Annotated in this window: 35 protein-coding genes, 1 tRNA gene and 3 pseudogenes; 19 read left to right on the forward strand and 20 right to left on the reverse strand. The window is 59.1% G+C overall.

What is annotated here, in order from left to right; genetic code table 11:
- The first annotated feature begins 135 nt into the window (after positions 1-135).
- The 5 genes from modA to csrA all read left to right on the forward strand — a co-directional run bounded on the left by modA (position 136) and on the right by csrA (position 4192).
- Positions 136-894, forward strand: coding sequence for a molybdate ABC transporter substrate-binding protein (gene modA / locus HU720_RS06960; RefSeq protein WP_186518497.1), 759 nt, complete (start codon positions 136-138; stop codon positions 892-894).
- Positions 894-1574, forward strand: coding sequence for a molybdate ABC transporter permease subunit (gene modB / locus HU720_RS06965; protein ID WP_186518500.1), 681 nt, complete (start codon positions 894-896; stop codon positions 1572-1574). The genes modA and modB overlap by 1 nt, the downstream gene beginning before the upstream one ends.
- 1 nt (position 1575) lies before the next feature.
- Complete coding sequence (gene modC, locus HU720_RS06970) at positions 1576-2667, forward strand: molybdenum ABC transporter ATP-binding protein (protein ID WP_186518502.1); 1092 nt, start codon at positions 1576-1578, stop codon at positions 2665-2667.
- 57 nt (positions 2668-2724) lie between these two features.
- The gene (locus tag HU720_RS06975; RefSeq protein WP_186518504.1) at positions 2725-3735 is read left to right on the forward strand and encodes a DNA topoisomerase IB; all 1011 of its coding nucleotides are present in this window, start codon (positions 2725-2727) and stop codon (positions 3733-3735) included.
- Between the two features lie 262 nt (positions 3736-3997).
- On the forward strand, positions 3998-4192 hold the full coding sequence (gene csrA, locus HU720_RS06980; protein WP_138217318.1) for a carbon storage regulator CsrA: 195 nt from the start codon (positions 3998-4000) through the stop codon (positions 4190-4192).
- Between the two features lie 74 nt (positions 4193-4266).
- Here the strand turns inward: csrA and HU720_RS06985 are convergent, their stop codons facing one another.
- Genes HU720_RS06985 through HU720_RS06995 form a run of 3 tightly spaced genes read right to left on the reverse strand, consistent with a single transcriptional unit; the run spans position 4267 to position 7254 of the window.
- The gene (locus HU720_RS06985; protein WP_186518506.1) at positions 4267-4626 is read right to left on the reverse strand and encodes a response regulator; all 360 of its coding nucleotides are present in this window, start codon (positions 4624-4626) and stop codon (positions 4267-4269) included.
- 12 nt (positions 4627-4638) lie between these two features.
- Complete coding sequence (locus HU720_RS06990; protein ID WP_186518509.1) at positions 4639-6084, reverse strand: ATPase domain-containing protein; 1446 nt, start codon at positions 6082-6084, stop codon at positions 4639-4641.
- A gap of 12 nt (positions 6085-6096) precedes the next feature.
- On the reverse strand, positions 6097-7254 hold the full coding sequence (locus tag HU720_RS06995; RefSeq protein WP_186518511.1) for an ATP-binding protein: 1158 nt from the start codon (positions 7252-7254) through the stop codon (positions 6097-6099).
- Between the two features lie 140 nt (positions 7255-7394).
- Here HU720_RS06995 and HU720_RS07000 point away from each other — a divergent pair, with 140 nt between their 5' ends.
- From HU720_RS07000 to HU720_RS07015, 4 genes are all read left to right on the forward strand, one after another.
- Positions 7395-7607, forward strand: coding sequence for a hypothetical protein (locus HU720_RS07000; RefSeq protein WP_186518513.1), 213 nt, complete (start codon positions 7395-7397; stop codon positions 7605-7607).
- A gap of 149 nt (positions 7608-7756) precedes the next feature.
- Entirely contained in the window at positions 7757-9376 is a 1620-nt protein-coding gene (locus HU720_RS07005; protein WP_186518515.1) for a methyl-accepting chemotaxis protein, read from the forward strand.
- Between the two features lie 195 nt (positions 9377-9571).
- A tRNA-Leu gene (locus HU720_RS07010) sits at positions 9572-9656 on the forward strand.
- A gap of 87 nt (positions 9657-9743) precedes the next feature.
- A complete protein-coding gene (locus HU720_RS07015) occupies positions 9744-10157 on the forward strand; it encodes a DoxX family protein (protein ID WP_186518518.1) in 414 nt (137 codons plus the stop codon).
- 19 nt (positions 10158-10176) lie between these two features.
- Here HU720_RS07015 and HU720_RS07020 read toward each other — a convergent pair whose 3' ends face one another.
- The 5 genes from HU720_RS07020 to HU720_RS07040 form a co-directional block, all read right to left on the reverse strand.
- Positions 10177-10374, reverse strand: coding sequence for a hypothetical protein (locus tag HU720_RS07020; protein ID WP_186518520.1), 198 nt, complete (start codon positions 10372-10374; stop codon positions 10177-10179).
- 344 nt (positions 10375-10718) lie between these two features.
- Positions 10719-11525: an alpha/beta hydrolase gene (locus tag HU720_RS07025; protein ID WP_186518522.1), complete on the reverse strand. Its 807-nt coding sequence runs from the start codon at positions 11523-11525 to the stop codon at positions 10719-10721.
- Positions 11526-11630: 105 nt separating this feature from the next.
- Positions 11631-12065, reverse strand: a complete 435-nt coding sequence (locus tag HU720_RS07030) for a hypothetical protein (RefSeq protein ID WP_186518524.1) — start codon at positions 12063-12065, stop codon at positions 11631-11633.
- A gap of 232 nt (positions 12066-12297) precedes the next feature.
- Positions 12298-12897 (reverse strand): TetR/AcrR family transcriptional regulator, encoded by a 600-nt coding sequence (locus HU720_RS07035; RefSeq protein WP_186518526.1) that lies wholly within the window; start codon positions 12895-12897, stop codon positions 12298-12300.
- A gap of 23 nt (positions 12898-12920) precedes the next feature.
- A complete protein-coding gene (locus HU720_RS07040; RefSeq protein ID WP_186518528.1) occupies positions 12921-13517 on the reverse strand; it encodes an NAD(P)H-dependent oxidoreductase in 597 nt (198 codons plus the stop codon).
- 237 nt (positions 13518-13754) lie between these two features.
- On the opposite strand from HU720_RS07040, the gene HU720_RS07045 reads away from it, so the two are divergent.
- A complete protein-coding gene (locus HU720_RS07045; RefSeq protein WP_186518530.1) occupies positions 13755-14105 on the forward strand; it encodes a hypothetical protein in 351 nt (116 codons plus the stop codon).
- Positions 14106-14109: 4 nt separating this feature from the next.
- Here the strand turns inward: HU720_RS07045 and HU720_RS07050 are convergent, their stop codons facing one another.
- The 6 genes and pseudogenes from HU720_RS07050 to HU720_RS07075 form a co-directional block, all read right to left on the reverse strand.
- Positions 14110-14415, reverse strand: coding sequence for a hypothetical protein (locus HU720_RS07050; RefSeq protein ID WP_186518532.1), 306 nt, complete (start codon positions 14413-14415; stop codon positions 14110-14112).
- 80 nt (positions 14416-14495) lie between these two features.
- A pseudogene (locus HU720_RS07055) lies at positions 14496-14974 on the reverse strand (GNAT family N-acetyltransferase).
- Between the two features lie 135 nt (positions 14975-15109).
- The gene (locus HU720_RS24120) at positions 15110-15277 is read right to left on the reverse strand and encodes a DUF6429 family protein (RefSeq protein WP_202883575.1); all 168 of its coding nucleotides are present in this window, start codon (positions 15275-15277) and stop codon (positions 15110-15112) included.
- 29 nt (positions 15278-15306) lie between these two features.
- On the reverse strand, positions 15307-16431 hold the full coding sequence (locus HU720_RS07065) for a HAMP domain-containing sensor histidine kinase (RefSeq protein WP_186518534.1): 1125 nt from the start codon (positions 16429-16431) through the stop codon (positions 15307-15309).
- 323 nt (positions 16432-16754) lie between these two features.
- Positions 16755-17012 carry a hypothetical protein gene (locus HU720_RS07070; protein ID WP_186518536.1) on the reverse strand — a complete coding sequence of 86 codons (258 nt, stop codon included), beginning with the start codon at positions 17010-17012 and terminating at the stop codon, positions 16755-16757.
- A gap of 312 nt (positions 17013-17324) precedes the next feature.
- The gene (locus tag HU720_RS07075) at positions 17325-17681 is read right to left on the reverse strand and encodes a hypothetical protein (RefSeq protein ID WP_225917121.1); all 357 of its coding nucleotides are present in this window, start codon (positions 17679-17681) and stop codon (positions 17325-17327) included.
- A gap of 332 nt (positions 17682-18013) precedes the next feature.
- Here HU720_RS07075 and HU720_RS07080 point away from each other — a divergent pair, with 332 nt between their 5' ends.
- Together HU720_RS07080 and HU720_RS07085 are read left to right on the forward strand one after the other, a co-directional pair.
- On the forward strand, positions 18014-18220 hold the full coding sequence (locus HU720_RS07080) for a DUF6434 domain-containing protein (protein ID WP_186518538.1): 207 nt from the start codon (positions 18014-18016) through the stop codon (positions 18218-18220).
- Between the two features lie 377 nt (positions 18221-18597).
- Positions 18598-19326 (forward strand): hypothetical protein, encoded by a 729-nt coding sequence (locus HU720_RS07085; RefSeq protein WP_238337653.1) that lies wholly within the window; start codon positions 18598-18600, stop codon positions 19324-19326.
- 239 nt (positions 19327-19565) lie between these two features.
- On the opposite strand, the gene HU720_RS07090 is transcribed toward HU720_RS07085, so the two are convergent.
- Positions 19566-19814 carry a hypothetical protein gene (locus HU720_RS07090; RefSeq protein ID WP_186518564.1) on the reverse strand — a complete coding sequence of 83 codons (249 nt, stop codon included), beginning with the start codon at positions 19812-19814 and terminating at the stop codon, positions 19566-19568.
- Between the two features lie 193 nt (positions 19815-20007).
- On the opposite strand from HU720_RS07090, the gene HU720_RS07095 reads away from it, so the two are divergent.
- Genes HU720_RS07095 through HU720_RS07105 form a run of 3 tightly spaced genes read left to right on the forward strand, consistent with a single transcriptional unit; the run spans position 20008 to position 21199 of the window.
- On the forward strand, positions 20008-20229 hold the full coding sequence (locus tag HU720_RS07095) for a hypothetical protein (RefSeq protein ID WP_186518540.1): 222 nt from the start codon (positions 20008-20010) through the stop codon (positions 20227-20229).
- A 10-nt stretch (positions 20230-20239) separates the two neighbouring features.
- Entirely contained in the window at positions 20240-20746 is a 507-nt protein-coding gene (locus HU720_RS07100; protein ID WP_186518542.1) for a hypothetical protein, read from the forward strand.
- A 9-nt stretch (positions 20747-20755) separates the two neighbouring features.
- The gene (locus HU720_RS07105) at positions 20756-21199 is read left to right on the forward strand and encodes a YetF domain-containing protein (RefSeq protein WP_186518544.1); all 444 of its coding nucleotides are present in this window, start codon (positions 20756-20758) and stop codon (positions 21197-21199) included.
- Here the strand turns inward: HU720_RS07105 and HU720_RS07110 are convergent.
- The 3 genes from HU720_RS07110 to HU720_RS07120 form a co-directional block, all read right to left on the reverse strand.
- A complete protein-coding gene (locus HU720_RS07110) occupies positions 21183-22253 on the reverse strand; it encodes a M28 family peptidase (RefSeq protein ID WP_186518546.1) in 1071 nt (356 codons plus the stop codon). The two genes, HU720_RS07105 and HU720_RS07110, sit on opposite strands and share 17 nt — an antisense overlap.
- 156 nt (positions 22254-22409) lie before the next feature.
- The gene (locus HU720_RS07115; protein ID WP_186518548.1) at positions 22410-22697 is read right to left on the reverse strand and encodes a hypothetical protein; all 288 of its coding nucleotides are present in this window, start codon (positions 22695-22697) and stop codon (positions 22410-22412) included.
- A gap of 11 nt (positions 22698-22708) precedes the next feature.
- Positions 22709-22927, reverse strand: a complete 219-nt coding sequence (locus HU720_RS07120) for a hypothetical protein (RefSeq protein WP_186518550.1) — start codon at positions 22925-22927, stop codon at positions 22709-22711.
- A gap of 314 nt (positions 22928-23241) precedes the next feature.
- Between HU720_RS07120 and HU720_RS24505 the strand changes: the two are divergent.
- From HU720_RS24505 to HU720_RS07130, 3 genes and pseudogenes are all read left to right on the forward strand, one after another.
- Positions 23242-23502, forward strand: a pseudogene (locus tag HU720_RS24505) (general stress protein); the annotation flags it as partial.
- Positions 23503-23504: 2 nt separating this feature from the next.
- A pseudogene (locus HU720_RS24275) lies at positions 23505-23595 on the forward strand (KGG domain-containing protein); the annotation flags it as partial.
- A gap of 59 nt (positions 23596-23654) precedes the next feature.
- Positions 23655-24530 carry a manganese catalase family protein gene (locus tag HU720_RS07130; protein ID WP_186518554.1) on the forward strand — a complete coding sequence of 292 codons (876 nt, stop codon included), beginning with the start codon at positions 23655-23657 and terminating at the stop codon, positions 24528-24530.
- A 41-nt stretch (positions 24531-24571) separates the two neighbouring features.
- Here the strand turns inward: HU720_RS07130 and HU720_RS07135 are convergent, their stop codons facing one another.
- Positions 24572-25081, reverse strand: a complete 510-nt coding sequence (locus HU720_RS07135) for a ferritin-like domain-containing protein (RefSeq protein ID WP_186518556.1) — start codon at positions 25079-25081, stop codon at positions 24572-24574.
- 402 nt (positions 25082-25483) lie between these two features.
- Positions 25484-25777, reverse strand: coding sequence for a hypothetical protein (locus HU720_RS24280; protein WP_238337654.1), 294 nt, complete (start codon positions 25775-25777; stop codon positions 25484-25486).
- A 178-nt stretch (positions 25778-25955) separates the two neighbouring features.
- Here HU720_RS24280 and HU720_RS24285 point away from each other — a divergent pair, with 178 nt between their 5' ends.
- Positions 25956-26636 carry a hypothetical protein gene (locus HU720_RS24285; RefSeq protein ID WP_238337655.1) on the forward strand — a complete coding sequence of 227 codons (681 nt, stop codon included), beginning with the start codon at positions 25956-25958 and terminating at the stop codon, positions 26634-26636.
- The last annotated feature ends 113 nt before the right edge of the window (positions 26637-26749 follow it).

The following is a 26749-nucleotide window of genomic DNA, read 5'->3' on the forward strand; positions in this document are numbered from 1 at the left end:
GCACAAGGCCGCTCCCACACTATCCGCGTAGCGCCTGGCTAAGCGGCCCCGGCGATCTTGGCAGCACCTCTATCCTGGCAATGGCTTATCGCTATATAGTAAATGCTATAACGATAACCCCAAGGAGCCGTTTTCATGCGTATTCGCCCGCCCCACGTGGTCGTAACTGCCCTCTTCAGCCTGATGCTGGCCAACAGCGCATGGGCCGATGAAGTTCAGGTCGCCGTCGCGGCCAACTTCACAGCGCCCATCCAGGCCATTGCCAAGGGTTTCGAAAAGGACACCGGCCACAAGCTGGTCGCAGCGTTCGGCGCCACTGGGCAGTTCTACGCACAGATCAAAAACGGCGCACCGTTCGAAGTGTTCCTCGCCGCCGACGACAGCACCCCGGCCAAGCTTGAGCAGGAAAACCAGATCGTCGCCGGTTCGCGCTTCACCTACGCCGTCGGCACCCTGGCCTTGTGGTCGGCCAAGCCCGGCTATGTGGACGCCAAGGGCGAGGTACTGAGGGCAAACGCATTCAAACACCTGGCCATCGCCAACCCCAAAGCTGCGCCATACGGCCTGGCGGCAACCCAGGTGCTGGACAAACTCAAGCTGATCGACGCCACCAGAACCAAGATCGTCGAGGGGCAGAACATTACCCAGGCGTACCAGTTCGTCTCCACCGGCAATGCCGAGCTTGGCTTCGTCGCCCTGTCGCAGGTGTACAAGGACGGCAATGTCAGCGAGGGCTCGGCGTGGATCGTGCCGGCCGAGCTGCATGAGCCCATCCGCCAGGACGCGGTCATTCTCAACAAGGGTAAGGACAACCCGGCAGCCAAGGCGTTGGTGGACTACCTCAAAGGCCCTGAAGCTGCCGCGCTGATCAAATCCTACGGCTACCAAATCTGATGCCGCTCGACGCCGGTGACCTGGGCGCCGTCTGGCTGACCATCAAGCTGGCCAGCCTTACCACGGCGATCCTGCTGCTGGTCGGCACGCCCATTGCCTGGTGGCTGGCGCGCACGCGCTCCTGGCTGCGCGGGCCAGTTGGCGCCGTGGTGGCACTACCGCTGGTGCTGCCACCGACGGTGATCGGCTTCTACCTGCTGCTGGCCCTGGGGCCCAATGGCTGGATCGGCCAGGGGCTGCAGGCGCTGGGCCTGGGGACGGTGGTGTTCAGCTTTACGGGGTTGGTGATTGGCTCGGTGGTGTATTCGATGCCATTCGTAGTGCAACCGCTGCAAAACGCCTTTGCGGCCATTGGCCAGCGCCCGCTGGAAGTAGCCGCCACGCTACGCGCCAGCCCTTGGGATACGTTCGTCCATGTGGTACTGCCACTGGCCCGCCCGGGCTTTGTTACCGCCAGCATTCTTGGTTTTGCCCATACCGTGGGCGAGTTCGGCGTGGTGCTGATGATCGGCGGCAATATTCCCGATAAAACCCGCGTGGTTTCGGTGCAGATCTTCGATCACGTCGAGGCCATGGAATACGCGCAGGCCCATTGGCTGGCCGGCGCAATGCTGGTGTTCTCCTTCCTGGTGCTGCTGATGCTGTATGCCGGCCGCCGCAGCAGGACAGGCTGGAGCTGAAATGAGCAAACTAATCCAGGCGCGCCTGCAACTGCGGCGCGACGACTTCACGCTGGATGTCGACCTGCAATTGCCGGGGCGCGGCGTCAGTGCCTTGTTTGGCCACTCAGGCTCAGGCAAGACCTCCTGCCTGCGCTGCCTGGCCGGGCTTGAGCAGGCAACCAGCGCCTATATCGAGGTTAACGGCGAAGTCTGGGAAGACAGCGCACGCGGTCATTTTCTGGCCCCGCACAAACGTCCGGTGGGCTATGTGTTCCAGGAGGCCAGCTTGTTCCCGCACCTATCGGTGCGTGGCAACCTTGAGTTCGGCTGGCGCCGGGTGGCTGCCAGCGAGCGCAAGATCAGCCAGGAGCAAGCCTGCCAATTGCTCGGCATCAGCCACTTGCTGGCACGCAAGCCGGCCACCCTTTCCGGTGGCGAAGCGCAGCGGGTGGGTATCGCCCGCGCCCTGCTCAGCAGCCCGCGGCTGCTACTGATGGACGAGCCACTGGCCGCACTGGACAGCGCCCGCAAGCGCGAAATCCTGCCGTACCTTGAGCGCCTGCATGACGAGCTGGACATTCCGCTGATCTACGTTAGCCATGCCCAGGACGAGGTGGCACGCCTGGCCGACCATCTGGTGCTGCTGGATAACGGCAAGGCAATTGCCAGCGGCCCGATCGGGCAGACCTTGGCGCGCCTTGACCTGCCATTGGCCCAAGGCGAAGACGCAGGCGTGGTGCTTGAAGGGGTGGTCGTCGACCACGACCCGCACTATGGGCTGTTCGACCTGCGCCTGCCGGGCGGCGACGGCCCGCTGCTGCGTATCGCCCATCCTGACCTGCATGTGGGCAGCACGCTGCGCCTGAAGGTTCAGGCTCGCGATGTAAGCCTGACGCTGGCTGCCGACAACGTGTCGAGCATCCTCAACCGGCTGCCGGTACGGGTGCTGGAATGCCGTGCGGCGGACAACCCGGCCCACGTTCTGGTTAGCCTGGATGCAGGCGGCAACGCGCTGCTGGCGCGGGTCACGCGCTTTTCGGCCGAGCAGCTCGGCGTACAGCCGGGGCAACGGCTGTGGGCGCAAATCAAATCGGTGGCATTACTGGGCTGAGCAACAGCGAAGCGGCTGTTGTCCATTGATGCAGAACCATTGGATTGGACTGCGCCGATGACCGACTGCCCGTTGCCCGCCAGCCTGCACTATGTCGACGACACCCAGCCCGGCTTCGGCCGCCGCCGCTGGCGCGACCGCTTTCACTACTTCGACACCCAGGGCGAACGCATCCGCGATGCCGACACCCTGGCGCGTATCAACGCGCTGGTGATTCCGCCAGCCTACACCGACGTGTGGATCTGCGCCGACCCGCAGGGCCATCTGCAAGCCACTGGGCGCGATGCCCGGGGCCGCAAGCAGTACCGTTACCACACGCAGTGGCGCGAGCTACGCGACCAGCACAAGTACGGTCGCATGCTGGCCTTCGCAGGGGCACTGCCGCGTTTGCGCAAACAGTTGGAGGCGCATCTGGCGCGGCCAGGCCTGGACCGGGAAAAGGTGATGGCCCTGGTGGTCACGCTGCTCGACGCCACGCTGATCCGCATCGGCAACCGCCAGTACCTGCGCGACAACCGCTCCTATGGCCTGACCACCCTGAACAACCGCCACGTGCAGGTGCGCGGCAGCACCATTCGCTTCCAGTTCCGCGGCAAACGCGGCGTCGAACATGACGTGACGCTACAGGACCGACGCCTGGCACGGCTGCTCAAGCGCTGCATGGAGCTGCCTGGCCAGGCGCTGTTCCAATACCTGGACGAGGACGGCCAGCGCCACAGTGTGGGTTCCACCGAGATCAACCAGTTCATCCAGCAACTCACTGGCGCCGACTTTACTGCCAAGGACTACCGCACCTGGGCCGGCAGCAGCCTGGCGCTAAGCCTGCTAAAGCCGCTGGCCTGGGAGCCGGACAGCGAAGCCAAACGCCAGGTGGCGAGCATCGTGCGCCAAGTGGCGGCGCGGCTGGGCAACACGCCGGCGGTATGCCGGCGTTGCTACATCCACCCAGCGGTGATCGACCACTTCCACCTCGGCCGCCTGCCGACCTTGCCCCGTGCTCGTCAGCGCAAGGGTTTGGAGGCCGACGAAGTGACGTTGTTGCGTTTTCTGCAGGCGCTGGCGCCTTGACGACCATTGACTGCGACTATTTACCCCATCACACAAGGAAATTTCCCATATCGTGCCAATCCCCCTATCCTTGCCAACAAGCGCCTTCGCTGATGGACATCAGCGGTTCGTACCTGTAGCTGCACCGCCAGAACCGGTAACAGAATTTCTGCGCCGGGGAATTCCTGAGCGCTGAAAGCGTCTTTAATGAGAAGGAAGAGGGACTCGCTCCCAACCGCCGGGCAAACGCCCCTCGGTTTTCTACAACACCAAGGAGAACTACATGCTGATACTCACCCGCAAGGTCGGCGAAAGCATCGTCATCAACGATGACATCAAGGTCACCATTCTGGGCGTCAAAGGGATGCAAGTGAGGATCGGTATCGATGCACCCAAGGATGTTCAGGTGCACCGCGAGGAGATTTTCAAACGTATCCAGGCCGGCAGCCCGGCGCCAGAAAAACACAACGATCAGTAACGGCGCGCCCATCAGCATCGAGCCGCACGGACGCGACTGATCCATGCCCGCCCATGCGGGGAGCCTTGCAGCCCTCAGGTGCCTAGCAGTTCGCGCACCTTGGCGATCATCCTGTCTATGTCGAATGGCTTGTCGAACACTGCGGCGAACAGCATCGGGCTGTCACGCCCCCGGCCCGCCTGCGCGCCACTCATCAGCACCACTGGCAGGTGGACGAGGCGCACGTCATTGCGAATGGCCTGGGCCAGCTCTTCGCCGTTCTGTCGGGGCATCATGTAGTCGGTGATCACCAGGTCGACCTGCCTGTCGCGCAAAGCCTCAAGGGCGCTAGTGCCGTTACTGGCCTTTAATACCAGAAAGCCTGCGTCCTCCAAGGCAAAACCCAGGATGTCGGCAATCAGGTATTCGTCGTCGACGACCAGAATGGTGTTCATTGCCCTATCCTATCACCGGTCATCCTGCTGCACCGCAGTTCCGCTGAGCACCCCTGCTGCGCCTTCGAATGCCCGCCCAAGGCGGATACCTTGCGGGCTCAGGGTCAGCGACTGCAGCGATTGATCATGGTCGCTGTCGCGCACTTTGATGACCGATAGCACTCGGTGGACACAGGCATCGAGTTCGGCGAGGCGCATCAACACCAGGTTGTCGACCAAGCTGGAGAGGTCAGGCGCGGGCGCGGTGATTTCTGCACCGAAAATGTCGCGCATTTCCCAAGTCAGCAGCACCGTCACATCCCGCGCGCGCAACTCGCCCGTCAAGGCGCGAAAGAACGCATTGAGCCTTGCCGGGTCCTGCGCCAGCCTGCCAAAGGCGCCCAGGCTATCGATCACCACCCGCCGTGCGCCCGAAGCCTGCACCTGCTCCAGCAGCCGTGCACCTACCTGATCCAACAAGCCTTCAGTGGTGGGCTGCCAGCACAGCTGCACAGCGCCGCTGCGCTCCAACTCATCAATGCCCAGGCCCAGCGCCTGCGCCTTGAGGCGCAACCGAGTCGGGGTTTCGTAGAAGCCAAAGTGCAGGCCCGGTGACTCACGGCTCGATGCCGCCAGAAACGCGATGCCCAATGCCGTCTTGCCAACCCCGGAAGGCCCCATCAACAGAGTGACAGAACCTTGTGCCAGGCCACCGCCCAGCATGCGGTCCAGATCCGGCACACCGGTACCGACTTTCTCCAGCACCTGTGACCCCGGTTGGGTGGGGCGGCTGTACAACGCTTCAAGCCGCGGAAAGACCTGCAAACCATCCTCACCGATCAGGCACTCATGTCGCCCCGACAGTGCTGCGCTACCTCGGGTTTTGCGCAGGTGAACATGGCGCACAGCGGCATTGCCGGCCATTTGCTCGCTCAGTTCGATCACCCCATCGACCATGGTGTGCTCGGGGCTGCCCTCCTCCAGCCTGGAACTGGTCAACAGCAGCACCGTGCAGCCTGCGAACGCAGCGTGCCCTTGCAGTTCAGAGACGAACTTCTTGGTATCGATGGGGGTTGCAGCCTGTGCTCGGGCGTTGAGCAGGCCATCGACGATCAGCAGGCTGGCATGGTGCCGGGCGATTTCCTCGCGCAGCAGGCGCACCACGGCATCCAGCCCGTCCTGCTCCAGGGTGTCGAATGCACTGAGGAACTGAAGCGTGTCACCGACCATTTCGCGGTCGAAGAAGCTCAAGGTCGACAGGTACTGGAACAAGCGCTCGTGGGATTCGCTGAGCAACGTGGCAACCAGCACTCGGCCGCCGTCGCGCACGTGATTACAGGCCAGCTGGTTGACCAGGATGGTCTTGCCCGAGCCAGGGTGGCCCTGAACGATATAAGAAGACCCGATGACCAGCCCGCCCTTGAGCAGGGCATCCAGTCCGGCGATACCTGTACGCAGGCGCTTGAGTTGTTCAACCATGAGGGTTATCCGTCAGTCGATTGAGGGCAATGGGTGGTCGGCGCAGGCTGGCAGGTACAGGCTCATGCAGCAGCCCTCACCCGGCTGGCTGGCCACGGCTATTGCACCATTGCTTTGCTTGGCGAACCCATACACCTGGCTAAGGCCCAGGCCGGTGCCCTTGCCGAAAGCCTTGGTGGTAAAGAAAGGCTCGAAGATTCTCGGGAGCACCTGGGGGTCGATCCCTTGGCCATCATCCTGCACGTCAAAGCGCACGAACAGGCCGTGCAGGCCTCCGACCTCGCCTGCCAACAGCGCGCTGGCAACCACCAGGCGTATCTGCCCTTTCTCGGCAATGGCATCGCGCGCATTGAACATCAGGTTAAGCAGCACCATCTGCAACTGCCCGGCGTCCACCTCTATCAGCGGTAGATCCGGCTGAACCTCTTGGACCAGTGCGATACCACGGGGCAAGGCGTGCTCAAGCAGGCTGCGGGTAGACTCGATCACCTGCGCCGGGGTGATGCGTGCATGGCTCAGTTGGCGGTGCCGGGCAAAACTGAGCAGTTGCTGGGTCAGCTGGGTGCCCCGCTGGCCGGCATCGAGGATATGTTCGAGCAGGCGCTGCGTGCGCACGGGGTCCTGGCTGCCGAGGGCCAGCCGCGCGGAGCTTAGAACGATCGTCAGCAGGTTATTGAAATCATGGGCCAGGCCACCGGTCAACTGCCCCAGCGCTTCAAGCTTCTGTGCCTGGAATAGCTGCGCACGCATGGCATCGAGCTGCAGGGCCGAATCGCGACGGTCGGTAATATCGCGAGTCACCTTGGCCAGGCCTATCACCTCACCCTGCTCATCACGGATCACATCCAGCGCTGCCAACGCCCAGAACTGCGTACCGTCCTTGCGCACGCGCCAGCCTTCATCCTGCGCCACACCCTCTTCGAGGGCCTGCTGCAGAATGCGTGCGGGGCGACCTTGAGCGCAGTCCTGATCGGTAAAGAACAACGAAAAATGCTGGCCGATTACCTCGTCGGCGCAATAGCCCTTGATGCGCTGGGCACCGGCGTTCCAAGACACCACGTGGCCTGTGGGGTCGAGCATGTAGATGGCGTAGTCCACCACCGACTGCACCAGCCGTTCATAGCGCGTATCGGGTGTTGCGGGAGGGGTCGGGCGGTCCGCTGAAACCATGGGATCTCCACAAGCGGCGCGAAAGACATCATCAGCTTAGCTAAAACCTGCGCCCATTACCGCGGCTGTCGTCGGACCGTGACCAACCCGCCCGGCATGCCCTATAGTAGAGGCGCCCGCTTCAGCGTTAAGGACGCCACATGCCCGCCACACCCCGTATGCAAGGCTTGCAAGACGACCTTTTGCGCACCGCCGCCGACCTGGACACCTTGTCTGAAGCCCTCGACGGCCACGCCCGTTATTTGCGCCATTCCATCCACAAGGACGACGCCCCTGCGCTGGATGACCATGCCCAAGGCCTGCGGGACTCGGCAGGCGACATGCGCGACCTGGCGGCCACGATCAATTCTTGACCTTGCGCCCTGAAGTCTTTGCTCTGCAAAGTCGGACTTCGGGGCGGGTTCAAGCCTTCAGTAGAGCCTCGTCAGGCATCTCATTTTTTTTCATTCAGGGCCGATACGATGATTAGGCATGCAGCCATCATCCCCTTCGGAGTCCGCCCGTGAATCTAAGAAACCTGAACCTGGCGCCGCGTGCCGCGCTCTTCTTCTCCCTGATCGTAGGGCTCGTTGTGGTGCTGGGTATTTTTGCAGTGGTCCAGATGGGCAAGCTGCGCGATATCGAAAAGGACGTCGAGCAGAACTGGATGGCCAGTATCCGCCAAACCGCGATGATGAACGCTGCAACGCTTCGCCTGAGGCTGGAAACCCAGCGCGGGCTGGCAGACCCACAAAGCCTGCAGAAAACCATTGAAAGCTTCCCTGCCTACCGCAAGGCCCTGGCCGACACCGTAGCGGGTTATGAGGCACTTATTGCCAGCGACAAAGAGCGCGCCTTGTTCTCTGAAGTTAAAAACAGCGCGCACGCTTATCAACAGCAGTTGGAACTGCTGGAACCCATGATGAAGGCAGGCGACCTCCCCTCAGCAGTGCGCCTGGTTGCCGCGAGCATTCGTCCGCTGACCAGCAAGATGGAACAGCAGATCAAGGACCTCACCGACTTCAACAACAGCGGGGCTGCAGCAGCGGGCGAAATGGCAACCAGCATCTATTCATCAGGCCGCACACTTGTCGTAAGCATCATAGCCGTTGTCGTGCTGCTGACCATCGGCCTGGCAGTCCTGCTTACCAAAAGCATTACCTCCCCCATCAGTAACGCGTTGTCTGTGGCCGAGCGGATCGCCAGCAGCGACTTGTCGAAGGAAGTGCAGGTTATCGGAACCGATGAAGCCGCCAGGCTGCTCAAGGCCTTGGCGCAAATGCAACACAATCTGCGCGATACGATTGTGCAGATATCCGATTCCTCCACTCAGTTGGCCTCGGCAGCCGAGGAAATGACCGCCGTCACGGAAGCATCGAGCCGTGGCCTGGTGTCCCAAAATGATGAAGTCAACCAGGCCGCCACCGCGGTTACCGAGATGAGCGCCGCCGTGGATGAAGTGGCTCGCAGTGCCGAGTCCGCCTCCCAGGACTCGAAACGCACGCAAGGCTTTACCGAGAGCGGGCTGGACCGGGTGGCGCAGACCTTGAAGTCGATCCAGCGGCTCAGCGGCAACGTGGAGCAAACAAGCGAACAGATCCAAGGGTTGTCGAACCGTGCGCAGGCTATCTCCAAAGTCGTGGAGGTTATCCGGGGCATTGCCGAACAAACCAACCTGCTGGCGCTGAACGCCGCAATCGAAGCTGCGCGGGCAGGCGAACAGGGGCGAGGCTTTGCTGTGGTCGCTGACGAGGTCAGGGCGTTGGCGCATCGCACTCAACTGTCGACGCAAGAGATCGAGCAAATGATTGCAACGATTCAGACCGATTCCGAGCAGGCGGTACAGGCGATGACCACGAGCCGAGATCTGGCCAACCAGTCCTTGGACATTGCTCAGGAAGCCAGCACTTCGCTGGACCAGATCGCCACTGCGATCACGCAAATCAATGAGCGTAACCTGCAAATCGCGACGGCGTCTGAAGAGCAGTCCCATGTGGCGCGTGAAGTGGACCAGAACCTTTTGCGTATCCGCGACCTCGCCTCGCAAAGTGCTGCCGGGGCAAGCCAGACAGCCAGTGCTTGCGGGGAAGTGTCGCAATTAGCCATCAACCTCAACCAATTGGTCACGCGTTTTGTGGTCTGACGTACCGGGAAACACCTGACTACCTGTAACACCCACCCTGGCCACTTCGCTATACACAAAGAGGTGGCCACGGGGGAAACCTAGAGCCTCAAGGCCGCGTATTCAACACGCCCATGGCGGGCAGCTCGTGCCAGCAGGCACCCTAAATCGTTGATTTGCGCAATATTTTCGTGTCTAATCGGCTGCTTCACATCGGCCTCGATGGTGAAATTGGTAGACACATCGCACTTAAAATGCGCCGCCGCAAGGCATCCCGGTTCGAGTCCGGGTCGAGGCACCATTGCTGCTCCCCCACCTTATCCTTCCGCCAGTCATTCGCCAGCTAGCTGCTAGAGTGGACAGTGTCACTGTTCATTGGAGCGCCGCCATGCGCTATGCACTGCTCGAAGGGCAACGCGACATCATCCTGCTGCTCGCCCGCATTCTGTTGATGGTCCTGTTCGTGCTCGCCGGCTGGGGAAAGCTGACCGGCTTCGACGGCACGGTAGCCTATATGACCTCACTCGGCGCCCCTGCCCCGACCTTGGCCGCTGCGGTGGCGGTGGTCATGGAGTTCGCAGTCGCCATCCTGCTGATCCTGGGCTTCTACACCCGGCCGCTGGCGTTGCTGTTCGCGCTGTTCGTGCTGGGCACGGCGCTGATCGGCCACCCGTTCTGGAACATGGTCGACCCCGAGCGCAGCGCCAACATGACCCAGTTTCTGAAAAACATGAGCATCATCGGCGGCCTGCTGGCGCTGGCCGTCGCAGGCCCTGGGCGCATTTCACTGGACCGGCGCTAAGCCGACTGCGGCTGCGGCGTCAGTCGTCGCAGTCGTCGCAGTCGTCGTGCCAGGCCGGGTGATTATCGTCATCGTCGAAGTCATCGAGCAGGTCTTCATCCTCCTCGACTCCATCCAGCACGCCTTGGGCATCTGCCTCGGGGTCAAAGCCGTCGTGGAATTCATGGTCGAGCAGGTGGTCGTGCTCGGGTTCGTGCAGATCGTCTTCGTCACGCATGGCAGGCTCCTTTCACCTCAACCCCGCCTATATAGGCCCAAGCGTGCCAAGGGTCAATGCGCGCGAGCCTTAACCTTGAGTTAACCACGCAGGCGCAAGGTAAAGGCTCTCCCTTCAAAACGTCCTTGGCCCGCCTTTACCGGCGGGCTTTTTTTGTTAGCGGAGCCCCTCGCGATGCGCTGCGAAAAATCCGGTAACGTTTGTTCAGGGCTGTATCCAGGCACTTTCACGAAATTCTGACAAAGCGAGCGGCACACTGGCCTGGCTTTAATACGTTCTAATTCAAACCCGCCCACCGTGGCGGGTTTTCTTTTTCTGGCCTGGCCCAGGCGCTTGCGGCAGGCTTATCCCAGCTGGCAACTCGCAAAAAACACATCCATCGCCGCCGAACAGGCACTGGGCGCGCTCATCTGCGGGTAATGGCCCATGTTATCAATAAGGCTCAAATGGCTGTTAGGTAGTGCGGCGTGCAGATAATCACCCACCGCCACGGGCACGACCGGGTCACCTGTGGATTGCAAGATCAGTGTCGGTAATTGAAGCCCAGCTATGTCAGCGCGGTGATCGGACAAAAAGATCACGCGGGCGAAGTGCCTGGCGATCTGCGCATCGGTGCGGCAAAAGCTGCTGACCAGCTCCTCGCCAAGCGCCGGCTGCCCAGGCGTGCCCATCAGTACCGGGGCCATGCTGCTGGACCAACCTTTGAAGTTCTCATCAATGGTATGCAGCAATGAGTGCACTTCTTCTGCCGAGAAGCCGCCTGTATACCCTGGCGAATTGATATAGCAAGGCGAGCCGCCAATCATTATCAGCGCAGCGATTCGCCCGGCACTCTGGCGCTCAGCCAAGGCGCCGACCATTGCGCTAACCGAATGGCCAACGACGATAATCGGCCCTTGGGCGAATTCGTCGATCAATTCGTTGAGGTCAGACGCATAGCCCCACAATGACGCGTACTTGTCGCGGTCGTAGGCTTGAGTATCAGATTGGCCAGCGCCTACAAGGTCATAGGTCACGACGCGAAAGCGGGTGAGCAAATGCGGCAGCAGAAACTTCCACATCGACTGGTCGCAGCCAAACCCGTGGGACAGGATCAACGTCGCGGTGCCACTTCCGGCAACGTGCACATTGTTACGTTTTTGCAGGGACATACCGATCTCGGTGTTGGGCAATCAATGTGCCCGGGGCGAGACCACTATATCCGCCCCCACGCTAAACCGAAACGGCTTGAAGCCACGCAGCGCCGGGGCTCGCCGTTACGTGCTGTATTTGCCCAGATAGGTGATGGTTGCGGTGCTTTCGGGCAGGCGCGTCACCGGCTCAACTTGATCGGAAAGCGAGCGACGGTCGCACCATATGGCTGACGGGTTGCTGCCAATCATGATGAAGTGGGTAAACGCTGAGCCTTTGGCGATTACCTGAGCCCGTTCAGCTGGGCAACGCATCTGCGACAGAACACCCTCTATCCCGCCTGGATACTCGACAAAGTCAGAGTCCATATGGAACTCAAGGTCTTCAGCCAATCGCCAAGTCGGATTACGCTCTTCCCAGGCACTGTATTCATCGTCACTGGCTGTGGCGGGCGGCTCTGCTTCCCACTGCTCGAAGATGTACAGCTGGGCGTGCTCTTCACTTTCGAAGTTCGCGCCGAACAGGTGAAAGTCCCAAGCATCGTCATCTATCAGAAGCATCTCGCACAAAAGATCCGTTCAAGAGTGATATATGCACGAAGGTGCAGTTGATCGAATGATCACATGACGAAGATGTTTCTTTCACCCTTTTTTCACCTCGGCCCCGGCATTATGAACCTATCCCTACGTGATAGACCTTGCCCGCCTCGGCGGGCTTTCTTTTGCCCGCACGATATGCCGGTGGCTATACCGCTGTTAAAAGCCCGATAGCGGCTGCCGTCGCCGTTTGGCGTTAATGGCTGCGCTGAACCGCCGCCATAATCGTCAGCCGCAACTCTTCTTTTGCCTGCTCTTGGGTGATATCTGCTGCCAGTGCAGCGTCCGACAGCGCCTCGGCTGCCCCTAGGATGGCCCAAAGACTGGCGCTGGAAGCACCACCAGGCCCGGCAAACGGGGCGAATATCCCGGCACACTTGCCGATGAACGCCTTTTGATACTCGCGCTTGACCATCGCCAACTCTGGCGAGCCACTAAGTGCGGCTAGGACACCCTGGATCTCGCGCCCCTGGGCCATCACACAATCAACGTAGGCGTTGGCACACGCACGAGCCTTGGCCTGCAAGGTGGGCTCGACGGCGGCTATCGCAGCATCGAAAAGCGCGGTTTGGCGAATGTCGTAGTCTTCGTACAGCGCGGCCAACAGGCCGTTACGCGTGCCGAAATGGTCATAGACCACAGGCTTGGTAACGCCCGCAGCCTCAGCCAGGCGGCCGAGGCTGAGCGCATCCGTGCCCTCCTCGGCGATCAACGCCCAGGAAGCCTCCAGCAACTGGCGGGCGCGGGCTTCTCGGGTCAGGCGTCGGCGTGAAGGCACGGAAGTAGACGAGTTCATGGGCCGCATTGTCCCACTGTGCCTTACACCTGTGAAGCGAAGATGCGCGTACCGATAGCGTGCGCCCTTTCCAGGTAGGCCAGCGGGTAGTCGCTATCAGCCGGTAACAGCACGGACGAACTGCGGACCTCGGCACCACAGTAGTCAAAAATCCCGTGATCGATCTGCGTTTTCATGGCAGACGCATAGCCATGCCGGGTGAAGGAGCCTTCGTCAGCGGCGCCTATGGCGACCAGATGCACCTGCAAACGCTGCAGTTTCTTCTGCACCCGGCCGTCACTACTGTCTTCGTAAGCCCAGCCTTGACTGAAGACGCGATCAATCCAGCCTTTGAGCAATGCCGGGAAAGACCACCAGTAGATCGGAAAAACCAAGACCAGCGCATCAGCACGATCCACCCGCTCTTGCTCAGCAGCAACGTCAGCAGGCGGTGCAGACTGCTTGAGAAACAATGCGCGGTCCGACGGGTTGAAACGCGGGTCGAAGCCCTCTTCAAAAAGGTCAGCCAGCTCAGTGGTGTGCTGCGAGCCTGAGGCGGTGATACCGCCCACGATGCGCTGGGCGATGGCATGGGTGAGTGAATGGGGCTCGGGGTGGGCAACGACAATCAAGCTGTGCATGGTTAGCTCTCCAGATACAAGGTAAGGCTCTCTCGGCAAAAGAGAATAACCCACTACCTACCAAAGGTAACCTACGATTAGTAGCTTGTCGAGCAGCACGCCACCCTAGCCCCGAACCCGGGGGCGTTCTGCACAGCCGGCAACCCCAGATTGCATTGCTTTACTTGGCTTTGCTCAGGCCATATGCTCGCCGCCGCTGACACCACCTGACCTGTGCTGACAAGGAAGTACTGAAACATGGACGTTGCGGCACCAGAAAGCACCAATGCCGAAATAGAAAGGCTTATAGAGACAAAGAATGAGCTGTATAGGCTTGGTTGGCACAGCAAGAGAAAGTTTTATGTAGCGATACTGTTGGTCTTTCTGTACATCGGCTCTTTCGCGGCGGGGGATTTGCTGCTGCATGGGGTGAGCGTGGTCAACCTTTTGGCAATCATCGCGACAGGCTTGGCATTCAAGAAAGCCACCGCCATGGAGCGAATGACCTTTCATTACCAGGCCGAGTACTGGGAGGTTTCGAAGAAGCTAGATGCGCTTGGGCATGCAGGCAAAAATAGCAGCCAGCAGGACATCAAGAACTCCATATAGCCCGCTAGCCGTCAATACGGTCAATCTCATTTTGGCTCATCACACGCCAATCACTTGGCAAGATACCGTAATCGACATGGGCGGACGCCACCGCATCCTGCAGTGACAACATCAGGTGGTCGCCTTCAACCTGCAGACTGTGATAATCGATGAACCGAATCTCCAGATAAACCGGCGGTTCGCCCGCGCCTTCGACCCTCAGGCCAAACAGCACAATGGCCGTAACGTTGGGGCGATATTCACAAGGTTGCCGTACCGTGGCGAACAGGTAGACGGGGTCTTCCAGTGGGCGAACTGTTTCATTGAACATGCAGTACCTTTTTGTCGGCGCCTAGACCACCGAACTGCGTAGCGAGCCCACGAAATGCGCAGCAAAGCGAACTGATGGGATCAGCGCGGCATCCATTGCATTGTCTGGACAGTGATATGCGGGTGGCTTTCCAAGGCTTCCCATTCACCCAGGAAGACAAAGCCCTGCTTTAAGTAGAAGCTTGAGGCTGGAGTGTTGGCAGGGGAAACATCCAAGAAAACGCCGTCAAAACCTCGCGCTGAAGACCGAGCCTTGACGACATCGACCAACTGTTTTGCGATGCAGAACCACGAGCAGCGGGCTCAACCCACATCCCGATCAAATTAAAGCGGTTTGATTCGCTGACTGTTGCACCGACCATTCCAATGGGCTGCCCTTCCTGGAACGCCAGCCAGAATTCGGTACCCTCGCAAGAGGCTCTTTGTTTCCACTGGTCGCTGTCGTAGCCCGCAGCAGTTGTGTAACTGACACCGAAAGCCGTTGGCGCGTCCAGCAGCGCGGCGAGCCTGACCTGCTTCAGTAACCTCCAGTCTTTCTCGGTCGTTGCTCGGATGTTCATCGCTGTGCTTGATATCCACCTATCCAGGTTTACAAGTACTAAATCAGGTTTGCGAGTCGGGTACCTGCTCCGTTTCAGCCCCTGTCCGAAACAGCCGGGCCGCTACCTCTTGCCCTCGCTCCAACCCCTCTTCCGTCAACCAGACAGATTTTTTTTGTTAACTGGATTACTGATGAAACCATGCTCATGCAGCCGATTCATGATCTCGAAGTCGAACCCTTTCCACGCCGTGCCTTCGTCGAAACTGTAAATAGCCAACAGAGCAAGCACCGCATCTTCAATCAGTTTGTCGTCGTATTGCATGATCGTTTCTCCATCAGTACAGACAGCACCTAGGTAATCGGAAGCAGCACCTTGAATATCGTGCCTTGCTCAACGGTGGACACTACCTCGATTTCGCCCCCATGGGCGGACACTATTTCTGCCGCAATGAACAGCCCTAACCCGAGCCCGGCGGACGCACCTTTCTCTGTGGCCGCATAGGTTGAGTAGCGGGCTTGTGGATTGAAAATGTGAGGCAGCACATTGGCAGGGATGAGCTCGCCGCGGTTTTGTACACTGAACACCGCGCAGTCGTGCTCCCTCGAAAGTGTCACAAGGATCGGCTGCTGCAAATCCCCATGCCGAACCGCATTGCCAATCAGGTTATTGAGCACCTGCTCCATGCGACCTGGGTCGTACATCCCCGTCACAGGCTCACTTACACTCAAGATTATCTGTGCACGAGGAAATGCGGTGCGCACCTCATCGATGACAGACGCGCAAAGGGCACCAAGATCAGTATTTTCAGGATCTACCGGGATGCCACTGCCGAGATTGCAACGGGCCAAGTCGAGCAGGTCGGTCACCATCTGGTTGGCTCTACCCACACTCGCGCTAATCTGCCCTGCCAGCTTTCTGTCCCTGGCGTCCAGATTCATGCTTTTGCCAAGCAGGTCACTCGCCATTAATACAGCGCCCAAGGGTGAGCGAAGGTCATGGCCCAATACCCCTAGTACTGTTTTCCGGGTGGTTTCCACTGCTTCTCCGTAGATCGCAATCGACTCGATGAGCGCCTGGTCGATGGCTTCGTTGAAGCGGATCATGTCCTGAAAGTCATGCTCATCGTCGATGCGACTGCCAGCCAGCCATAATCGGAGAACACTGGACCGAAGAGCGCGATACTCGGAAACCATCTGATCCATGGAGAACCCCGCCACGAATCGTGTCATCGCATGAGTCTGGGAGGCCGCATCCCCATCGGCTACCGGGCCCTGCCCATGGGATTTTGCGATCTGCTGCCGTTCGGTCTGGGGCGTTTGCATGTCTTCAGCCACAGTCATCAATATTTGCGCGGCATGATCCCTCAACCCTTGGGTATCCATCGCAGGCATGCTGGTTTCAACAGTCCGCGCAAAGCTCTCCCAAGCGGCCAAAATTTGCTCGAGATGCCGAAGAATGAACGCGTGAAGTCTCATCGTGATCCTTGTGCAGGCAGGATGGGTAGCAAGCCAATGCCACTGTGCGGTTCAAGATTAGCGCTGAAAAAGTGGATAGCATAGCCGCATTTCTTACCCTACTCGCCATATCATCGCGCAGCGGCTTTGCGGATCAAAGCCATACTCGAACTCCTCGTTCAGTATTGCCGCAAGCCTCGCCCCCAAGTCTGTGAAGACAATGATCGCGGCGGTCACTGCTAATGAATCATTGCGGCCTTTTTTCGGCGTCGGTTGCAAACCAGCGGGTGGTTAACCACAAAGTTTTAAAGTCATTTGCCGCCCCCACGGGGCGGCGCATAAAGTCAGGAGCGGATCAACTGCAGGCGATCTCGACCAGCCTCGGTGATGGCGTTCTCCCCTTCATCGCTAATGCGATACCGGCCTGACACCATCTTGGTTATCGAGAACCGGACCAGCCCACTTTCGGACAAGGCTTGGCCAGCCTCGAAGCTCATTACCTGTTCCAAGTCGAAGACCTTGATTTCTCCGATTTTGTAACGAGCAAAAGCCATCAGGGCGTTATCCAATTCTTGTTGGCTGATCTTCTGTGCGACGTCCATTCGACCTCCCAGGTCATGAGAGCCCCGGTCCGTGGGATTAGAGGTAAGGTGCCGGGGATGAGTTAAAGGCGGACCGTACTACGACACTACAGAGCTCGCCACTGGCTTTCCATCCATGCTGGATAGGTGGGCAGGCCAAGGATATGTGCCCGATCAGAAGGGCCCCAGCTCCGCTGCGGTGGTTATGGCGCCCGCCGAGCGGAGGACGGCACCTTCACCGCCTCGCAGTGCGAAGCGCGCTGATTGGCTGGTTCAAGCTCAGGAAGACCCTGCGATTGGCCCAGCAATTGAATGCTGGGCCGGAACGGCAAGTTACAGCACTACAGTGGCCAGCATGCCTAAGGCACCTAGCGTGAAGCCAATGAGCGCTCCCCGCCCAGGTGACTCATGAAACAGAGCCCAGACAACGACGGGCTCAAGAAGCAACAAAGAGGTCACTGACACCACGGTGACGATCCAGATATCACCGACTGCAACGTATCCAAGCCAGTATGCTGCCAGTAGGCAAATACCTGCAAAACACATCAGTACCAAGGGAAGAAAGAGTGTCTCCCACGAAGCACTTCCTGTTTGGGCGAGCTTGGCGACAACCACTTCACTGTAGATTGCACAGAACTCACCGACCACCATCAAGCCTAGAGCAGAAACTCCGAGTAGTTCTTTGGACATATCAAAAATTCCTTCGTATTCAGCGAACTATTTTTCCGCTCCCAGCTGGCGATGCCGCTGGCCGGAAGCACGTTGCAGGAATACGAAGCGGCCTTGAACAGGCCTGAATTATCGAAATACTTTCCCATGCTCATGTCCTTCAATGGGGTGAGGCTCAGTAACAAACTGCGAAACCGTTCAGATCATACGGCCCCTGAACCAACCTGAACAACCAGCGCCGCGGCGGGCTAACGTCAAGAGCCCGAATCACCTGCTCGACGGTGCCCGCGGTAGTGCCATGTAATGCGAGCGGTGTTAGCCTTCATGCGAATCCGCAGGCAAAGGATATGGAGATGAGCGTCAACTGGCACTCAGGGCCGATTACCCGAACCACCCCACTCGATAGCAACTACCGCAACACTCAGAAAGTCAGACAGTTCCTGGCCCGCGAATGTGGCGAGGCATTCAAGTTCGATCGTGCCTTCATGGCTTGGATCAAGAGCGGCGCACCTGTCACCATGGGCGACGTCGCAGATGAATGGCTGCGTAAGCGCCGCTGACTAAGGCACGGCTCGGCAGAAGGTTCATCAGCCGACTCCTCCCCTACAACTCAAGACCCCCGGCGTCTTGACCAGTAGGCCGTGACAAGCAGCACCAGGCCAGGCACGAGCAGACCAACTGCGGTGTACCCGAAGGCTTCCTGCCCCGAAGCGCCAACGGCGGCGAAGGCAGTGCCTATCGCAACAAGCGGTAAACCCGCGAAGTAAAAGGGTTTGGCTGTCTTGCCCATATCGAATCTCCTGTTTGACACCCTCTTTTACCACATGAGCCCGCCGACATGCCCGGGCGAGGATGACCTATATCATCCAGCCCCCGAAGCCCCAACGACGCGCGGGTAACTCATCGGCGAGCCGCAGCAACCCGTCGTGGTGCGCACATGAGCAGTCGCATCTTCGCGCGACATCGTCGTAATGGACAAACCCGTCATGGAGAGAAATGCCGGCAGCGCCGGGTTGAAGTTGGCGTTAGCACTCGACATGCGCTAATGTCCGCCGCCCTGTTCCGGCCAATCAAAGGACTGCGCGTGCCCGAAACCACCTACACCCCAAACCAACCAGGCCCGACCACCGCACAGCCGTTAAACAAACACCGTCCTTTCTACGTGGTGTCCAAAGGCAAATTTCTCACCCTCTGGGTTTTGTCTATAGGCCTGTACCAGATCTACTGGGCTTACAAGAACTGGAAGCAGTTGGAACGCAGCAAAGGCGAAAAACTGTGGCCCATAGCCAGGGCATTCTTCGCGCTGTTTTTCACCCACGCCCTGTACCGCGAAGCCGATAACCAGCTCAAGCGTGACGGCAGCGACTTCCAGTGGCGCCCTGTCGGGCTGGCGACGCTGTTCGTGATTGGCCTGCTCATCAGCAACCTTGCCGACACTCTGGCGCGGCGGAACATCGGTTTCCCCATTGCTGACATGGTCAGCCTGGGGATCCTGCCGGTCACCGGTTGGATCGCCTGGCTGGGCCAACGCGGGCTGAACGCTGCCGCTGGGGATCCAGAGGGTCGCAGCAACGCGCGCTTCACGCCGCTCAACTACGTGCTAATGGTGCTTGGTGCGCTGATACTGGTGCTGGCCTGCTACGGCTTGACACTGCCTGCGGAGTGAACACTGGCGGACACGCAATTTGCTTGGGCGTCCCCTTTTTGTCCCAAATGCAGGGGGTTGCGCAATCTGCAGGCTTAAAAAAGCCCCGCTGATGCGGCTTGCAGCACGTTATCAGTTCCCAAACAAAGTCGAAACGGAGCGGCTACAGGCCGCATTCTACAAGGGTCGGTGTTTCAGTTTTGGAACCGATTTTTACCCTTCTCGGCACCCTACCTACACGCCCGCCGTCCTGGCTGGCGTCACTCCCACTCTGCTTCTGACTCGAACCAGAGCAACCCCATGGCGCCCCCTCCTCCCGCTCTTGTGAGCCCAACCATGGCGGCCCAAATAGCCAAGCCGACGACAGGCAACGCGAGCAACATGAGCGCCCACATGGCCTTTGTCACGTCGGCCTTGTCGCTGCGAAACTCACTGATGATTGCCCACAAATCGACCAGCAAGATGATCACCGAAACAGCGATCCAGAAGTACGTCACCGGATCAGTCATGATTCTTTCTGCTCGTCGGGTACTAGGCGGCTGCAGCGACTCGGTTTCACCGCAGCCCAGTTACCCTGAAAAAGCCGCTCAGCTCATCTAAGTTCAGGACATTTCCCTTGGCCTGGACAGGCAGGGGCTTCTAACTCTGAACCAACCCAAGCGCAAACGCGTCCACCACATAACATCCAGAGGAGGACGTGTCATGGACGCGGACCCTGTTATCGACGCACTGGGATACCCCAAAACCCATAAATTACTGCTCACCACAGCCGAATCCTGCATAGCCCTCGCCACGACCGGGGCCGCTGGCCGTATTCAGCGCTTCTTTGGCGAACGTGCCGATGTCATGCGCCAAGGTGCGCACTACGAGCTGTCGCGCCTGGCACTTTACCGCCGAGGCTGGCTGCGCGGGGAATCAGCCTGAGGACAGAGACATGAATGAAGACGAGTTGCTTTCAAGGCATGAGCCGGTAGAAGAGGACATGCGCATGCAGGAGCGGGTGTGGCGTTTCGAGCGGGTGGGCTGGTATGTCCTGGTAGTGATTATCCTACTGGCCCTGGCCGGGGCCTTCGGCAACGGCCCGCTCAGCGACGCCCAGGTCACCAGCACTGACGGGCGTATACAAGTAGAGTACCAGCGCCTCAGCCGCAGTGGCACCACGGACGACCTGCGCATCACCGTTCACGGTATAGCCGGGAAACCTGTGAAAGTAATGCTCGGAGGAAGCCTGCTGCGTGAAGCCAGTATCGAAACAATGCAACCCGAGCCGCAGTCATCCATTTCTCACGGCGAGGCGCTGCTACTGCAGCTCGGCACCAGTCGAGACGGTATCGCCACGCTCTACCTGACCTTGCGCAGTGAATCTGTCGGCACCCTGGAAGGTATCGTCAGGACTAGTCCGACCAGCGCAGTAAGTTTCTCCACCTTCCTTTATCCGTAGGAACGAGCTATGGACTCCATCCTTCGCGCGGCGGGTATGTACGTCGCTCTCATGCTACTGTTTCGCGTTGCCGGTCGACGCTCGCTGGCAGACCTGACCACCTTCGACTTTGTCCTCTTGCTGATAATTGGCGAGGCAACCCAGCAGGCGCTGCTCGGCGACGACTTTTCCTTCATCAATGCCATGCTGGTGATCGCAACCCTGATTGTTCTGGACGTCGGTCTGTCGCTGGCGAAGCTCAATTCGAAACCGCTAGCGCGATTGCTGGATGGCCATGCAACCCTAGTGGTCGAACAGGGCCGCTTCCTGCACCAGCGTATGCGCCGGGCGCGGCTGACAGAAGATGACATCTTGGAGTCGGCACGGGACAGCCAAGGCATCGAACATGTCAAGCAGATCAAGTTCGCCATTGTTGAGCGCAACGGCAAGATTTCAGTCATCCCCAAGGAGTGACATCCGCATCCGGCCGCAGGAGATACTCCGTCAGACTGAGTGAGCAGGCTGTGATTCCCTCGACCAGTACCATCTCGAAACCATGGGTATTTTCTGTCGGAATCGCGATACACCCCGCCCAGGCATCAGTACCAGTACTGAGCACAGCACTCGCATCAGACGCAAAGTCGGCTAGCAATGCTGGCTGCGGCGTGAAGCCGGCTCTGCGCGTTGCCGCCATCAAGGCCTGCACCACACTGCGGCTGTAGTATCCCTTCTGGTCACCGGTGTTGATGATAGGGTCGGCCGATAGCTGGGTGCCGTACTCGTCCAGTACTGGCCCGACCTCCACGGCTATCGTCGTATCACCTGGCAGCCTGGCGGCTGCATACATAGCGCCGGCATTGGACTCCTCCTCGAGCGTTGTCAGGACGAACCACACATCTTGGTGCAGTTCGCTCCGCCGGTTTTGTAGCAGGTGTGCGCAGTGAAGTGCCGCCGCCAGCGGGGCTCGGTCATCAAGAAAGTGTGCAGCGATGCAATCATGCACTTTGAACGGTTTACGCCAGTGCTGGCTGAGCACCACCCTGGTGCCAGGGCGAACGCCTGCATGTTCCAGCGCCTGCTTGGATTGGCGGGTCACGACGTAGACATCCTGCCACTTCACCGCACCGGAAAGCACGTCACGCCCATTGGCGCTATGCCCGCTGTTATGCATCGACCCGTATGACAACACCCCTGGTAACACTAGGGCATCGCCGAGGATGTCAACGGGGCATACTCCGAAGCAGATCGGCTGCGCGCCGCCCAATGCCATGACTTCCAGCGTACCGTCCTGCCTAACTTTCTTGACGATCATCGCGATCTCGTCGAGATGGGCCATGACTCGTATCGCTGCATCGGGGCTGCCTTTATCGGCACCCCGAACAACTCCCACCAGGTTGCCGGCATTGTCGGTGAAAATCTCATCGCAAACTTCTGCCAGCATCTGTCGTGCGACCACCCGCACCTCGTCTTCCTGGCCGCCAGGCCCACGGGCGTGCAGTAACGCCTCCAGTAAAGGCAAGATCTCCATGGCCATTCCTCGTCAATTCAGATGGCGCCAGTAGACCGCTGCCGCCGCTCATGTGTTCAGCAGCACCAAACAGTGCCGGCTGTGGTGGCCAGGATGCGACGCATGCGGACGGACCTTGACCCGCACAGCAGCGGCATCGGATCCCAAATTACGTCGTTAAGCCCCACCGCCATCCATAGATGAGGCGCCTGTCCCAACAGCGTGATAATCACCGCCTGCAATGGCCAGAAGGAACCCGCGGCCAGCAAGTTGTTTCAGGTCTCGACATTCGCGCCAGTCAATAAGCCCGACCCGATACATCTCGTCGGCAAGACTGAGTAGCTCGTCGTGGTGCGTGCTCGGGCATTCGCGTCTTCGCGCAACGTCATCGTAGAGCGCAAACCAGTCATTGAGCGCAAGACAACAGCACTGCTCTTGGGCTATCTGCTCTGTGATTGCGTTCATACCGATAGCACCTAGGGCTGCTGATAGTGACCTGGTGACGTGCCACGCACGTGTTCATGCTCGATACGCTGTACTTGAACATCGGTGAAAGAAGTCGCTTCGTTTCTATGGAGGCCTTGAAGGTACGCGCGGGCGTCCTCACGGCTCAGATTTTCCTGGTCGCAACGTAACTCGCACGTACCAGGCTGGTTGTCGAGGATGTAGCTGATTAAATACAGGTGATGGGACATGACGAACATCCTATGCGCTGGGGGCTTAGTTGGATGGATACCAATCTCATCGCATCCGTTCAGCCCAATTGATAACTGGTTGAAAAAGTCCTTTATCGCACTCGGTGCTAAATGCCTGTGCCCTTGCTTTCTGCACCGCGGTTAATAGTGGTTTGAATGCCCGCGCGTGTTGTTCAACGCCTCTAGAAAAACGAGCCCAGCTCTTTAGTGCATTCCGTCGATCAATCCAGAATTCTTTGCACTTCCTGCCGCTTGACCTCGGTCACTGATGAACACAGACCTTCCTGTGTAACTACCGACATGAGGTGTCAATCATGGCTAGCAATCAAGACGACCGCGGTAATCAAGGCGGTAACGCCAACACCAATCCAGGCAACTTCGCCAACGACCGCGAAAAAGCGTCCGAGGCCGGGCACAAGGGCGGCCAGATGTCCGGCGGCAACTTCAAGAACGACCCGGAGCGCGCCTCCGAAGCTGGGAAAAAAGGCGGTGAAGCGTCGGGGGGTAATTTCAAGAACGACCCTGAGCGAGCTTCCGAGGCTGGCCATAAAGGGGGGCAGGCTTCCGGGGGGAATTTCGCCAATGACCGTGAGAAAGCCTCCGAAGCCGGGCGGGTCGGTGGCCAACATAGCCATGGCGGCGGTCGTAAAAGTGACGACAACCGCTAGTCATCCGTGAAACGCGCAGGGGCAGTTCTGCTGCCTCTGCACACTGATGAGGAAAGTTTATGTTCATGCACAACAAGCGATTGCAATACACCGTCCGCGTGGCGCAGCCCAACCCAGGCTTGGCGAACTTGCTGTTGGAACAGTTCGGCGGGCCGCAGGGCGAGTTGGCGGCCGCCATGCGCTACTTCACCCAGGCCGTCAGCGAGGATGATCCAGGACGCAAGGACATGCTCTACGACATCGCCACCGAAGAACTGAGTCATCTGGAAATCATCGGTTCGATCGTGGTGATGCTGAATAAAGGTGCCAAAGGCAGTTTGGCAGAAGGCGTTGAAGCAGAAGGAGAGCTGTACCGCTCTCTGACAGGCGCAGGCAACGACTCGCATGTTACCAGCCTGTTGTATGGGGCCGGCGCACCGTTGATAAATTCTGCAGGCGTACCCTGGAGCGCTGCTTACATCGACACCATCGGTGAACCTACTGCGGATCTGCGCTCAAACATTGCCGCCGAGGCAAGGGCCAAGATCGTTTATGAACGGCTGATAAACGTGACGGATGACCCCGGCATCAAGGACGCCCTGGGTTTCCTCATGAGCCGGGAGATTGCCCACCAGATGTCCTTCGAGAAGGCGCTGCACGCCATCCAGCCTAATTTCCCGCAGGGTAAATTGCCGGGTGACCCTGAGTTCAATCGGACCTACTTCAATCTGTCCCAAGGGGAGGAAATGCGCGGCGCATGGAATGAAGGGGAGCACTGGATTTACGTGGACGAGCCTCAGCCAGCGGTGGACGGTGGTGATGGCTCGGCCAGTGTCCAGCTCGACGAGGTCGGCGCGCAGACAGTGGAGGCAATGAAGCTGCGCACTCAATCGGATCCTGATGCCCAGCCGCTGACAGGAGCCGAACTGGGCAAGGTGAATACTGGCCAACAATGAGAAAAGACCGCGCCGGAATTCCCGGCGCGGCACCTCACAGCCTAGCGCTTGGCTTCAACGTCAGGGTCAGCCGACCGCGTCAGAAACGCGCGGGTCACCTCCGGCAGATGCTCTTTCAGCCACTGCGCCATGGCGACTTCTTCCTCGAGAATCGAGCGACAAGCTTGCTCCGTGGCGCTGTCACCGGCCATCTGCGCTGCTTCGATGAGCACGGTGTATGAAGCAATTTCCATATTCTCGAAGACGTAACCTGCCATCGCGCCTTTGACCACCTCGTCGCTCATGGTCATGCCGCCTACCGCTTGGCCAAACGCCATCAATTTGCCTGCCAGGTCCTTGAATGTAGACGTGCTGCCCCCCAGGCGTTCGATGCACTCCACCAGTGCGCGCTGCTGGCCTTGTGTCTCCTCGATATGCCTGACAATTCGCCCCTTGAGTTCTGGGTAGTGCTCCAAGCGCTCTGCCTGGCCCTTAAGCATGCTTTCTGCCTGTTGCTCCATCGCGTGTGCGTCACGTAGCCAGTCCAGTAGGTTTTCCTTTGGAGTTGCCATGATCTATCCCTCGCTTGCAGTGGTAGGTAGCTCTTAAGAACCCATGACATCTGCGAAGCTCACCTGGATCGACAAGTGGTTTTACACCACCAGCCTCGATAAGGCTGAGCTGTCAGCGAGATGCTGCCGTGCCCCTTCTGCGGCCAGCAGGACTTTCTCATCGAGCGCCTAGACAGCGACGCCACAGTGGTGATCTGCCAAGGCCTGACTAGGCCGCATGAGGCTTGCCTGGCCCGTGGCCCAGTTGGCGGGGCACAGGATGAGGGCGAAGAGCAGCCAGGCCGCGACAAGGCGATCGAGCTGTGGAATGCGAGAGCCGAGAAACCAACGTTGTGGAAGCCTGACCACGCCATCCTGACGCCAAGCGCACATTTGTACCCCAACCAGAAAACGAGCTTTCGGCTACGACTTCGCTCCTCGCTTAGATGCCGCAGGAGCCACGGCCATATGGCGAGCTCGCCCTACGCCCCAGGCCAGCGCGCGCGTCATTGACTCACCAGGGCGTGAGTCATAGGCCTCCTCGTCCAATGCCATGCCTGAGGGCGAGTACACGCCCAAGAACAACTGAGTTGTGCCCGTCCGCGATAACCGTACCTGTACGTCGATGAAAGTGCCGTCATTGAGGGTTTCTTCATGGGTTCGGTGATGCAGCGAAGGATCGGCCCATTCCCAAAAGGTATCTCCGCGAATTCTCATACAGCCATCCTTGAATAAACCGTTGAGGTAATTAAGGCGATTAAAGATAGCTCACCAGATGTACTGGGCGATCTATTTAAGCGGCACATATTTCCTGACTAGACCAACGGCATTTAAAACTGTACGCACAACTTCCTTTGTATAACTGCTTCCACATAATTGCGACGAAGGAATTTCTATGTCCGAAGCATTGAAACTAATCCTACGAGCGCCTATTGAGCGCGATCAAGACGGCTGGTGGCACCATCCCGACGGACCGGAGTTCGAAGAGGACGTGGCAGCCTTTAAGGCCTGGCTTGTACAGCAGGGCCTTGAGTTACAACAGTGGCACATGGACTCAGATATCGGTGAGCAGCACCCCTACGCCGATGGGGATTGCCATTGCCTCGGGTGGAAGCCGGAATGCCCAGGGCCAGAGTGGTTTCTGCTTGGAATTTTCGATACCGAGGAAGGGCCGTGCGTTAGCTGGGTTCGGCGCAAGGCCGAGGAAGCTTGGTCACTGAATGGCGTCGACGGATCGTGGGATTACCCGAACCTTACCGCTCTGATCCGCGACAACTTCGGCAGCGCCGCGGAAGGCACAAGCTTCGGCCCAGGCCTTGGCAATGGCCTCAAGGTGGGCGATACCGTACATTCCGGCACCGTCTGCAAGGCCGACCCTGCCGTATTCCTCACGGATGGCGATGAGCTGCTCAACCACATGTTCGGGGCAGCAGCTGGAAGCGATGCGGGCGAATGGGTCTACAACTACGGGAAGCGCATGAGCTGGCCGATGTTACGCAACAGGTGGGCGGACGCTCGCGAGGCTGCCAGGACGAAGGCTGAAGTTGGGCACATTTCAACCGCCTTCCGGGTTTAAATATGGGGCCTAATGTCGCGCTTGTTTCGGCACAGGGTGTAGTGGTCAACTCATTCCGGACACGGTTTTGAGTTTTTCTTCAGCTTTGGCCGGAGCCAGTCCATTGTTGAATT

It is taken from the genome of Pseudomonas sp. SWRI51 (genome assembly GCF_014268825.1).
Lineage (GTDB): Bacteria > Pseudomonadota > Gammaproteobacteria > Pseudomonadales > Pseudomonadaceae > Aquipseudomonas > Aquipseudomonas farsensis.